Origin of the sequence: Jatrophihabitans sp. (genome assembly GCF_051960575.1) — a bacterium.
Taxonomy (GTDB): Bacteria; Actinomycetota; Actinomycetes; order Mycobacteriales; family Jatrophihabitantaceae; genus JBQCEE01.
The window spans coordinates 1-11,436 of the sequence record NZ_JBQCEE010000348.1 but is presented as its reverse complement, the minus strand read 5'-3'; the positions used below and the strand labels follow the sequence as shown (position 1 = coordinate 11,436).

Annotated in this window: 11 protein-coding genes and 1 pseudogene; 3 read left to right on the top strand and 9 right to left on the bottom strand. The window is 70.5% G+C overall.

What is annotated here, in order from left to right:
• Together ACTHMS_RS19400 and ACTHMS_RS19395 are read right to left on the bottom strand one after the other, a co-directional pair.
• On the bottom strand, positions 1-254 hold a 254-nt coding region (locus ACTHMS_RS19400), incomplete at its 3' end, for an SRPBCC family protein (protein ID WP_440308306.1).
• 1 nt (position 255) lies between these two features.
• A complete protein-coding gene (locus ACTHMS_RS19395) occupies positions 256-1,416 on the bottom strand; it encodes a steroid 3-ketoacyl-CoA thiolase (protein WP_440308305.1) in 1,161 nt (386 codons plus the stop codon).
• Positions 1,417-1,563: 147 nt separating this feature from the next.
• Here ACTHMS_RS19395 and ACTHMS_RS19390 point away from each other — a divergent pair, with 147 nt between their 5' ends.
• A complete protein-coding gene (locus tag ACTHMS_RS19390) occupies positions 1,564-2,811 on the top strand; it encodes a cytochrome P450 (RefSeq protein ID WP_440308307.1) in 1,248 nt (415 codons plus the stop codon).
• A gap of 121 nt (positions 2,812-2,932) precedes the next feature.
• Here ACTHMS_RS19390 and ACTHMS_RS19385 read toward each other — a convergent pair whose 3' ends face one another.
• From ACTHMS_RS19385 to ACTHMS_RS19355, 7 genes are all read right to left on the bottom strand, one after another.
• Positions 2,933-4,138 (bottom strand): hypothetical protein, encoded by a 1,206-nt coding sequence (locus tag ACTHMS_RS19385; protein ID WP_440308304.1) that lies wholly within the window; start codon positions 4,136-4,138, stop codon positions 2,933-2,935.
• Entirely contained in the window at positions 4,135-4,635 is a 501-nt protein-coding gene (locus ACTHMS_RS19380; RefSeq protein WP_440308303.1) for a SigE family RNA polymerase sigma factor, read from the bottom strand. Before ACTHMS_RS19380 ends, ACTHMS_RS19385 begins: the two co-directional genes overlap by 4 nt.
• Positions 4,636-4,789: 154 nt before the next feature.
• A complete protein-coding gene (locus ACTHMS_RS19375; RefSeq protein ID WP_440308302.1) occupies positions 4,790-5,266 on the bottom strand; it encodes a nuclear transport factor 2 family protein in 477 nt (158 codons plus the stop codon).
• Positions 5,263-6,144 (bottom strand): TIGR03619 family F420-dependent LLM class oxidoreductase, encoded by an 882-nt coding sequence (locus ACTHMS_RS19370; RefSeq protein WP_440308301.1) that lies wholly within the window; start codon positions 6,142-6,144, stop codon positions 5,263-5,265. The genes ACTHMS_RS19375 and ACTHMS_RS19370 overlap by 4 nt, the downstream gene beginning before the upstream one ends.
• Positions 6,141-7,301: a thiolase domain-containing protein gene (locus ACTHMS_RS19365; protein WP_440308300.1), complete on the bottom strand. Its 1,161-nt coding sequence runs from the start codon at positions 7,299-7,301 to the stop codon at positions 6,141-6,143. Before ACTHMS_RS19365 ends, ACTHMS_RS19370 begins: the two co-directional genes overlap by 4 nt.
• Position 7,302: 1 nt before the next feature.
• On the bottom strand, positions 7,303-8,373 hold the full coding sequence (locus ACTHMS_RS19360; RefSeq protein ID WP_440308299.1) for a thiolase domain-containing protein: 1,071 nt from the start codon (positions 8,371-8,373) through the stop codon (positions 7,303-7,305).
• Positions 8,374-8,383: 10 nt separating this feature from the next.
• On the bottom strand, positions 8,384-9,343 hold the full coding sequence (locus tag ACTHMS_RS19355) for a Zn-ribbon domain-containing OB-fold protein (protein WP_440308298.1): 960 nt from the start codon (positions 9,341-9,343) through the stop codon (positions 8,384-8,386).
• Between the two features lie 100 nt (positions 9,344-9,443).
• Between ACTHMS_RS19355 and ACTHMS_RS19350 the strand changes: the two genes are divergently transcribed.
• Positions 9,444-10,982 (top strand): acyl-CoA synthetase, encoded by a 1,539-nt coding sequence (locus ACTHMS_RS19350; RefSeq protein ID WP_440308297.1) that lies wholly within the window; start codon positions 9,444-9,446, stop codon positions 10,980-10,982.
• Positions 10,983-11,202: 220 nt separating this feature from the next.
• Positions 11,203-11,436: pseudogene (locus tag ACTHMS_RS19345) on the top strand (hypothetical protein); the annotation flags it as partial.

Genomic DNA, 11,436 nt, shown 5'->3' with positions numbered 1-11,436 from the left:
CCCGACTCCTGGTCCCAGCGCAGCCCGTTCGGCAGGTCGTAGGTGTAGCGGACGACGTAGCCGACCTTCTTCACCTTGGCGTCGACCTTCATGCGCACGCGGCTGCCGCGGCCCTCGGCGTCACGCTCGAGCACCTCGCACTCCATGACCGCGGCCTGCCACTCGGGGAAGGACTCGAAGTCGGTGAGCGTGGCGATGATCTGCTCGACCGGCGCGGCGACGGTGTCGGTGAGACCGGTGGACGTGTCGGCCATGTCAGACCCTCTCGAGGATGGTGCCGGTGGACAGTGCGCCGCCGGCGCACATCGTGATCAGGGCGGTGGACGCGTCGCGTCGCTCGAGTTCGTGCAGCGCGGTGGTGATGAGCCGCGAGCCGGTGCTGCCCACCGGGTGGCCGAGTGCGATCGCGCCGCCGTTGACGTTGAGCCGGTCGGGGTCGGCGCCGTGCACCTGCAGCCACGACAGCGGCACCGAGGCGAAGGCCTCGTTCACCTCGAACAGGTCGATGTCGCCGATGGCCATGCCCGAGCGTTCCAACAACCGTTGTGTCGCCTGCACCGGGCCGTCGAGGTGGTAGTACGGTTCGGCGCCGACGAGGCACTGCGTGCGGATGCGGGCATGCGGCGTCAGGCCGAGGGCACGCGCACGGTCCTCGTCCACGATCAGCACGGCGGCCGCGCCGTCGGAGATCTGCGACGACGTGCCCGCGGTGTGGCGGGCACCCTCGTACACCGGCTTGAGCCCGGCGAGGCCCTCGGCCGTGGTCGCCCGCAGGCCCTGGTCGCGCGTCACCGTGCGGCTCTCGTCCGTCGGCTTGCCGTCGTCGTCGAGCACCGGCGCGACGACCGGTGCGACCTCACGGTCGAAGCGTCCCTCGTCCCACGCCTGCTGCGCCTTCTGCTGCGAGGCGAGGCCGAAGGCGTCGAGGTCGTCGCGGGTCAGGCCGCGCCGCTCGGCGATGCGCTCGGCGGCGAGGAACTGGTTGGGCATGTCGATGTCCCACGAGTCCGGCCGGGGCGACCCGGTCTCGCCGCGGTTCGCGCCGAGGGGCACGCGCGACATCGCCTCGACACCGCAGGCGATGCCCACCTCGATCGCGTCGGCGGCGATGAGGCCCGCGATGAGGTGGTTCGTCTGCTGGGCCGAGCCGCACTGGGCGTCGATGGTGAACGCGGCGGTCGTCCAGGGCAGGCCGCTGCTCAGCCAGGCGGTGCGGGTGATGTTGTTCGACTGCTCGCCCGCCTGCGTGACGCAGCCACCGGCGATCTGCTCGACGAGCGCCGGGTCGATGCCGGCGCGCTCGACCAGCGCCCGCTGCGCCGCACCGAGCACCTCGGCCGCGTGGAGGCCGCTGAGCCAGCCGTTGCGCCGCCCGATCGGCGTGCGTACGGCCTCGACGATGACCGGTCGTCCCACGGTGTCCGTCCTCTCCGGCGCCGCTCCGACGCGTGTCCGCCAACAGTAGAACGTGTTCTCGTTTCGTGGCAACCGAAGGTTTGCGAACCGGCCCTCGTGTGGTTTCATCCTCACTAGAACGTGTTCCAGAACACCGGAGGCCCGACCGTGGCGCTGCCCAATCTCCCCGTCGACTTCGACATCAACGACCCGGACATGATCGCGCAGCGGCTGCCGCGGGCCGAGTTCGACGAACTGCGTCGCACCGCGCCCGTCTGGTGGCAGTCGCAGCCGGTGCACCGCGACGGCTTCGACGACGACGGGCACTGGGTGCTGACGCGCTGGGAGGACGTCAAGGAGGTCTCGCGCAACGACGCGGTGTTCTCGTCCTGGGAGAACTGCGCGATCATCCGCTTCAACGAGCAGATGGAGCGCGAACAGATCGAGATGCAGCGGGTCATCCTGCTGAACATGGACGCGCCGCAGCACACGCGCATGCGCCAGATCATCTCGAAGGGCTTCACGCCCCGGGCCATCAACGCGTTGAAGGACGTGCTCAGCGAGCGGGCGCGCAGCATCGTCGAGCGGGCCGAGCAGAACCCGACCGGTGACTTCGTCACCGAGGTGGCGTGCGAGCTGCCGCTGCAGGCGATCGCCGACTTCCTCGGCGTGCCGCAGGAGGATCGCCACAAGATCTTCGAGTGGTCGAACCGGATGGTCAGCTACGACGACCCCGAGTACGACCCCGAGGACGGCCAGACCGCCTCGTTCGAGATGCTGAGCTACTTCATGGAGATGGCCGAGGACCGCAAGGCCAACCCGCGCGACGACCTCGTCACCAAGCTGGTCACCGCCGACATCGACGGCAACGAGCTCACGTCCGACGAGTTCGGGTTCTTCACCATCCTGCTGTCGGTCGCCGGCAACGAGACGACGCGCAACGCGATCAGCCACGGCATGGTGCTGTTCATGGAGAACCCTGACCAGTGGGAGATCTACAAGGCGCAGCGGCCGGACACCGCGGCCGACGAGATCGTCCGGTACTCAACACCTGTGGTGGCGTTCCAGCGCACCGCGAAGCAGGACGTCGAGATCGGCGGCCAGCTCATCAAGGCCGGCCAGCGCGTGGGGCTCTACTACGCCGCCGCGAACTTCGACCCGGACGTCTTCGACGACCCGTACAAGTTCGACATCCTGCGTGACCCGAACCCGCACCTCGGCTTCGGTGGCACCGGCGCGCACTACTGCATCGGTGCGAACCTCGCCCGTGTCGAGATCAACCTGATCTTCAACGCCATCGCCGACCACCTGCCGGACATCTCGATGCTCGGTGAGCCCGCGCGGCTGCGGTCGGGCTGGCTCAACGGCATCAAGCACCTGCCGGTGTCGTACGGGAAGTGCCCCGTCCCGCACTGAATGCCGGTGCGACCCGGCGTGCGGACGCGCGCCTTGCCCCGCAGCTCCGGGAGATCCGGGCGGAACGTCCCGGTGCCGCGGGACAAGGCGCCTCGAGAACCTGGAGCTACGGGACAAGGCCTCAGGGGAGCGCGGTGCGGGCGTCGAGCCAGGTGTCCGGGCGGTCGGGACGGTCGACGAGGGTGACGGCCCGGACGATGGCGTCGAACTGCTCGACGGTCAGTGACGATCCGTCGGTCGGCAGGACGGCGGTCGCGACGAAGTGGGCGCCGTGACCGAGGTCGGCGAACACCTGTCGCCCGTAGCCCGGCGCGGACACCGCCGGGTGGCCGGCGACCTCGACGCCCGCAGGTGTCGCCCCGCGGGGCGGCGACACGGCGAGTGCGACCTGCAGCGTGATCTCGTCACGGTGTCCGGCCCAACGCAGGTCGATGGTCGCGTCGTAGGTCGGCGTGCCGTCCTCGCCGCGCACCGTGCTGGCGATCGACGTGACCTGGACGCCCTGCGGAAGGTCGTGCAATCCCAGCGGCGTCGTGATCGCCGTGGTGGCGCCGAAGTCGATGCCGCGGGCAAGGGCGAGCAGCTGGTCGCGGTCGAGGATCGGGGTGTCGATCATGAGGACCGCCCAGGCGTGCCCGTCGTACTGCCACGCCACGGCCCGCTGGCCCGGGTCGGACGGCGCGGCCGACGGTCCGCTGCTCGCCCCCGACAGCGCGCCGGACGGCGTCCCGGACGACGGAGGGTTCGCACCGGGGGAGTTCGTCGGGTCGGGCACGGTGTAGGTCAGGCCGATGTCGGCGCCGTACCAACCCTGGTGCCCGTCGACGTCGACCGGCTCGGCCTGGGTGGTGGCGACCCGGCGGTCGACGCCGGTCGGCGGGTCGACGACGAGGTTCACCGGGCCCGATGGCGTGACGATGGTGGCGGCGGCGCTGCCGTCCGGTTGCCGGGCCGTCATGCCGAGCTGGTCCGCTGCCGGCAGGTGCAGCGCGAAGGGCAGCACCCGCGGGTCCACTGCCTCTCGCGTCGTGGTCGGCGCGGCGGTTGGGGCCGTCGACGCCGTCGAGGTGATCGGGGGGGCGTCCGATCGGCCGGCCGGCGCGGCAGGGTGATCGGTGCTGCGCGTCAGCGCGGCGACGCCGCCGGCGAGTGCGACGACGGCCGCAGCGGCGGCCACGGTCAGCAGCCGCTGGCGGCCGCGCGACGGGTGCGGCTCGGCCGGCAGCGGAGTCTGCTCGGTCGGCTGCTCGTCGTAGGTCCGGTCGGCCACACGCTCGAGCAGCGCGAAGGCGGCGTCGAGGTCGGCGCGGGTGCGGGGTGCGGTCATGACGGTGCCTCCGTGGGCGAGAGGTCGGGGTCGACGAGTTGGACGCGCAGGCGCTGCAGCCCGCGCGAGATGTTGCTGCGCACCGCGTTCTCGCCGCCGCCGAGCAGGCCGGCGATCTCGGCGAACGAGAGGCCCTCGTAGTAGCGCAGCACGATCGCGGCACGTTGCTTGGGTGGCAGGCGCCGCAGCTCGGCGACGAGGTCGGCGGCGACGGCGTGACCGTCGGCGTGGTCGGGCGTGGGCGAGCCGAGGTCACCGACGTCGTCGCGCAGGCTGATGCGCGCCGACCGGCGTCGCCAGCCGAGGTACTCGTTCACGAGCATGCGGCGCACGTAGGCGTGCACGTTGCCCGCGCTGCTCACCTGCGTCCATCGCTCGTAGGCGTTGGTCAGGGTGTCGGCGAGGACGTCGTCGGCGAGCACCGGGTCGCCGGTGAGCACGACGGCGAAGCGGTACAGGGCGCGGCGCCGCTCGGACACGTACGCCTCGAAGTCCACGCGCGCATCCTCCCGGGCCGCCCGGTCGATCGGAGTGATCACACCCCTCGGATGACCGCGGCCTCCGGAATGTTGCACGACGAGATGCCGCTTGTCCCCAGCTCCAGTCGTCCGGCCGCGTCCGGAACGACTGGGGGTGGGGCCAAGCGGTGGTTCAGGCGGGCGGGGCCTCGCTGCTCGCCATCGTCCGGTCGAACTCCCAGAACGCCCGCAGCGAGACGATCTTCCCCGCAGCGTCCACCTTGTAGAGGAAGACGCCGGTCGTGTGCGCGCGCCAGCCGTTGGCGAGCGTCGTGTGGATCGTGCCGACATTCGCGCACTCGTCGGCGACCGCGAACGAGTCGGTGATCTCGAAGACCAAGGTGTCGATCGTGGCGATGGTGAGGTCCCAGAACGCCGCGCGCCCCTCGGGCCCGTGATGGCCGTTGCCCTCGGGGTCGAAGATCGACGGCCCGACCGGGTCCTCGATCCAGCCGTCGTCGGCGAAGTTGTCGAGCCAGGCCTGCTTGTCCTTCGCGATGACCGCCTCGTAGGAACGCAGGGCGGCGTCACGCGCCGGGTGCGGGGCCCGCGAGGGCGCCTTCCAGTCGATGCGGGACGCTGTGCTTGACGGAGTGGGCGGGGCGCTCACGCGAGCGCCTTCGTCATCGTCTCGTCGGCGAAGCGCCGGATGCCGTCGAGCTTGGCCTGCAGCGGGGCGTCGTAGCCGGCACCGTAGAACAACCAGGGCATCGTGATGATGTCGGTGACGCCGGCGTCGAAGGTCTCGCGGTAGCCGTCGATCCCGAACCGGTCGATGCAGACGGCCTGGATCTCGTAGGGCTGGTCGGCGCGGCCGAGATCGGCGCGCAGCTTGGTGAGCCGGGCGATGACGTCGACGAGGTCGTCGTACTTGATCATCGCCGACGTCCAGCCGTCGTAGCGAGCCGCGCGGCGCAGCGCGATGTCGGTATGACCACCGACATAGATGGGCATGCGCTCGGTCGGGGCCGGCGACATCTGCAGCCGGTCGAAGTCGAAGAACTCACCGTGGTGCTCGACCATGCCGCCGCCGAGCACGAGCTCGATGACGTCGAGCATCTCGTCCACCCGACGACCGCGGCCCTCCCAGGGCGCGCCGCACCAGCGGGTCTCCTCGGGCGACCAGCCGATCCCGATGCCGAAACCGAAGCGGTTCTTCGTCAGCGCCGCGACGGTGAGCAGTTGGCGCGCCAGCAGCAGCGGATTGCGCGACGCGAGCTTCATGACCTGCGTGTACGACCGGATCGTCGTGGTGGCCACGCCGATGGCGCCGGCCAGCACGAGCGGGTCGGGCCAGGGCGTCTCGGGCGTCCAGAACCGGCCGCCGTCGGGGGTGTAGGGGTACTTCTCGGCGGCGTGCTCCATGTAGAACAGCGAGTCCGGCAGCGCGATGGACGCGAAGCCGCACTCCTCGGCCATCTGCGCGAGCGCGACCACCTCGTCCAGCGGGTTCATCGCCACCGCGAGGGTGAACTTGCGGTCGCTCATTCGGGACGCTCGCTTCCGACCAGCCAGAGCGCGAAGTACTGCGAGCCGCCACCGTAGGCGTGGCCGACCGCCTTGCGCGCGCCGTCGACCTGGTAGTCGCCGGCCTTGCCCATCACCTGCTTCGCCGCCTCGGCGAAACGGATGAGGCCCGACGCACCGATCGGGTTGGACGAGAGCACGCCACCGGACGGGTTGCAGGGGAGGCGTCCGCCGAGGTCGGTCTCGCCCGCCTCGGTGAGCTTCCAGCCCTCGCCCTCGCCGGTGAAGCCGAGGTTCTCGAGCCACATCGGCTCGAACCACGAGAACGGCACGTAGATCTCGGCGACGTCGATCTCGTCGAGCGGGTCGGTGATGCCGGCCTGCTTCCACAGCGCGGCGGCGGCGAGCCGACCGGCCTCGGGGTTCACCTGGTCGCGCCCGGCGTAGGTCGTCGGCTCGGTGCGCATCGAGGTGGCGTGGATCCACGCCGGGTTGCTGACCGCGGCCGCCGCCTGCTCGTCACCGATCACCACGGCGCACGCGCCGTCGGACGACGGACACGTCTCGTCGAAACGGATCGGTGCCCACAACATCTGTGAAGCCTGCACCTTCTCGACCGTCATGTCGGCCTGCTGCAGGTGGGCGAGCGGGTTCTTCGCGCCGTTGCGGCGGTCCTTCGCGGCCACGATCGCACCGATGTGCTCGGGGGCCTGCGAGCGGCGGATGTACGAGCGCACATGCGGCGCGAAGTAGCCGCCCGCGCCGGCGCCGACGGGCATCGTGAACGGCACCGGGATCGACAGGCCCCACATGGCGTTCGACTCGGACTGCTTCTCCCACGCGACGGCGAGCACGCGTCGGTGCACGCCCGACTGCACCAGCGACGCCGCGACGATGCCGGTCGAGCCGCCGACCGACCCGGCGGTGTGCACCCGCAGCAGCGGCTTGCCCACCGCGCCGAGGGCGTCGGCGAGGTAGAGCTCGGGCATCATGACGCCCTCGAAGAAGTCGGGCGCCTTCCCGACGACGACGGCGTCGATGTCGTCCCAGCCGAGCTGCGCGTCGGCCATCGCGCGGTCGACCGCCTCGCGCAGCAGCCCGGCCATCGACACGTCCTGCCGCTTGGCCCGGTGGTGGGTCTGGCCGGTGCCGAGGACGGCGGCTCGCACCTTCGTCATGTCAGTCCCGTCCTTCCATGACGCAGACGATGTTCTGCTGCAGCGCGGGCCCGGAGGTCGCGTGCGCGAGCACACGACCCGCCGAGCCGTCGGCGATGCGCGCCGCTGCCTCACCGATCCGGACGAGACCTCCCGCGAACATCGGGTTGCCCGCGAGCGCTCCGCCCGACGGCGTGATCCGCACGTCGTCGCCGAGGTCGAGCGCGCTGCGCAGGATGAACTCCTGATGGGTGAAGGGCGCCATGATCTCGGCGACCTCGACACCGGTGGCGCCTGCAGCACGACCCGCCGCTGCGGTCGACGGCGACTCGGTGAGGTCGCGCAGACCCAGCTGCGCCGAGTCGATGGTGTGGGCGAAGCCGGTGATCCATGCGGGGCGGGTGCCGGCCTGCTGGGCGAGTTCGGTGGCGCGTCCCTCGGCCGCCAGCACGATCACCGAGGCGCCGTCGGTGATCGGCGCGCAGTCGTGCCGGCGCAGCGGGTCGGCGAGGTACGGCTCGCCGAGCAGCTCGTCGGCGTCCTTCGACCCGACCAACTGCGCGTAGGGGTTCGTCTCGGCGTTGCGCCGGGCACGCACTGCGACCTCGGCCATCGCCCGCTCGCTCCACAGACCGCGCTCGATGCCGGTGCGGGCCTGCAGCGCCGCGAGGCTCACCGAGTCGGGCCACAGCGGCGCGAGCGTGTACGGGTCGAGCTGGCGCGACAGCGTGCGGCGCAGGTTGCCGGCGCTCGACTTGCCGAAGCCGTAGACGAGCGCGGTGTCGACCTCACCGGTCTGGATCTTGACCCAGGCCTCGTAGAGGGCCCAGGCGGCGTCCATCTCGACGTGTGACTCGTTGATCGGGGGCACCGGGCCGGTGGCCTCGACGGCCGAGATGAACGAGAACGCACGACCGGCGAGGTAGTCCGACGACCCTGAGCACCAGAAGCCGATGTCGTGCTTGGTGATGCCGAGCCGCTCGTAGACCTCGGCCAGGATCGGCACGAGCATCTCGACGCCGTTCGTGGTGGCGTGCGAGGCGTGCCGCCACTGCGGCGTCTGCGAGAACCCGATGACGGCGACGTCTCTCACTGGAGGCTCCTCACAGATGCTCCTTGAACGACTCGTACGGCGCGTCCGGCTCGCCGGTCGGGCGGAAGTGGGTGATGTTGCCGAGGTTCGGCTGCCACTCGTCCTGTGGCTTCCAGACCGCCTCGACCCGCATGCCCATGCGCACGTCGGCGGCGTCGCACTCGAGGATCAGGTGCAGGAAGGCGATGTCGGCGCCGTCGAGCAGCACGTACGCGGCGACGTACGGCGGCTGGATGCGCTGGCCGATGAACGGCACGTTCACGATGCAGAAGGTGGTGATGATGCCGCGGTCGGGGAGTTCGACGTCCTCGTCGGTCGGCACACCGTCGACTGGGCACGCGCCGCGCGGTGGGATGTAGACCTTGCGGCACTTCGGGCACCGCTGCCCGACCAGCCGGCCCTCGGTGAGGCCGGTCAGGAAGCTCATCTCCTGTGGCGAGGCCGAGTGCTGCACCTGCATGCGGATCGGGGTGATCAGGATGTCGAGCGCCTCGACCTCGGCGACCGTCGCGGGCCGGGCCACGGCCGACCCGTCGTCCGGCTCGAAGCAGACGATGTCGCGCAGCCCGTGGCCGCGCTCGTCGGCCCAGCGGGCCCGCACGCGCAGCCCGGTGCGCATCGCCTCGTTTGGCGCGTCCACGGCGTGCAGCAGTGCGGTGTCGGCGCCGTCGAGCCGGATGAGGGCCCAGGCGAACGGCCGTTCGAGCGGCTGCCCCTCGAGCGGCTCGGGCATCCAGCTCCAGGTCTCGACGACGCCGGTGTCCGCGACGTCGACGAGCTCGGTGAGCGGCGCGTGCGTCACCGGGTCGTACTCGACCGGCGGGACGATCACCCGACCGCCCGCGGCGCGCACACCGCGGACCTGACCGCGGGCGAGGCCGGTCATGAAGTCGCTCAACACCGGGCCGAGCGACCGGGTGTAGTCGAAGGTCAACGTGATGGGTGCGCTCAGCGGTTCGACGGCTGTCACCGGCTGAGTGAAACACGTTCTTATTCCGGCGGCAAGAGAGCCGTGTTCATATGGTGAAGCTGCCCTTGTCGAGAACTGATACACGTTCTAGATTTGCCGCGTGACCGACACCGGACTGTGGAACATCGCCCGCGACGAACCGGGCCGCCTCGCGCTGGTCGACCCCTCGGGTCGCGAGATCACCTACGGCGCGCTCGCTGCCGCCGCCGACCGGTACGGACGCGGCCTACAGGGGCTCGGCCTGGCCACCGGCGACTGCCTGGTCGTGATGCTGCCGAACAGCATCGAACTCGTCGCGCTGTACTTCGCGGCGATGCAGACGGGCCTCTACATCGTCCCGATCAACTGGCACCTCACCGGGCCGGAGGTCGCCTACATCGTCGAGGACTCGGAGGCGAAGGCGTTCGTCGGTCACGAGCGCTTCGCCGAGGCCGCGGGCATCGCCGCGGCGTCGCTCCCGGCCGACGCCCGGTTCGCCGTCGGGTCGATCGACGGGTTCCGTCCGCTCGCCGACCTCGAGGACGACGGCGGCCGTCCCGGCGTGCGCACCCAGGGTGCACCGATGGTCTACACGTCCGGCACGACGGGCAAGCCGAAGGGTGTGAAGCGCCCGCTCACCGGCGCCAACCCGGATGTCGTGCCGGTGCAGGCGGCCGGCTTCTTCGCCGGCTTCCGTATCAAGCCCTTCGACGACAACGTGCACATCTGCGGCTCGCCGCTCTACCACACGGCGGTGCTCAACTTCGTCGGCATCTCGATCCAGCTCGGCCACCCGGCGGTGCTGATGGAGAAGTTCGACGCGGAGGAGATGCTGCGGCTCATCGAGACCTACCGGGTCACCCACAGCCACATGGTGCCGACGCAGTTCACCCGGCTGCTCGCGCTGCCCGAGCACGTGCGCGCCAAGTACGACGTGTCGTCGCTGCGCACGATGATCCACGGCGCCGCGCCGTGCCCGACCGAGGTCAAGAAGGCGATGCTCGACTGGTGGGGACCGGTCGTCGTCGAGTACTACGCCGCCACCGAGGGCGGTGGCGCGACGATCTTCGCCGACGAGTGGCTGCACAAGCCGGGCTCGGTCGGCAAGGCGTGGTCGTACTCGGTGATCAAGATCCTGGACGAGCAGGGCGACGAGGTGCCGCCCAACCAGCCCGGCCTGGTGTACATGCAGATGGGCGGCTCGTCCTTCGCCTACCACAAGGCCGAGGAGAAGACGCGCGAGTCGCGGCGCGGTGAGCTGTTCACCGTCGGCGACATCGGTTACCTCGACGAGGACGGCTACCTGTTCCTCTGTGACCGCAAGAGCGACATGATCATCTCCGGCGGCGTCAACATCTACCCCGCCGAGATCGAGGGCGAGCTGGTCATGCACCCGGCCATCGCCGACGTCGCCGTCTACGGCGTGCCCGACGACCAGTGGGGCGAGGCGATCAAGGCCGTCGTACAACCGGCCGAGGGCGTCGAGCCGACCGACGAGCTCACCGAGGACATCCGCGCCTTCGCCGCGCAGCGGCTGGCGAAGTACAAGCTCCCGAAGATCGTCGAGTACATGGCCGAGCTGCCACGTGACGACAACGGCAAGCTGTACAAGCGCAAGCTGCGCGACGCCGACTGGGCAGGACGCGCCCGGGCGATCTGAACCCCCGCTCGCACGCGCCGCGCTCCGTCGGCTGGTCGTCCCCCCGTCGGACAATCCGAGACGATCATCCGTTCCTTGCGTGCCGAAAAGGTTGCGGTCAGGAATTGCTCGGCGCTATGGTCCGCGCGGCCGGAAATGGGCCGCTCGTTCCGATCACGCCAACTCGTCCAGCATCGGCGATTCCGTTGCGTGATGTCGACTTTCTATGGGGGGAAGTCGCATGCGTATCCCCGCACGCCTGCACGCCCGTCGTCCGTCCACCCGCCGTCTCGCCGGCGCGCTCGCCGCGGTGCTCGTGGCGCCGCTCGTGGGCGCACCGCCCGCACTGGCCGACGCCACCGCACCGACCTGCGGCAGCTTCTCGGCCGCCGAGGTCAGCGACTTCGTCGCGACGTGGTCGGCACACCTCGACGACGACACGTTCCTGAAGTCCTACCTCGGCGGCAACGGCGCA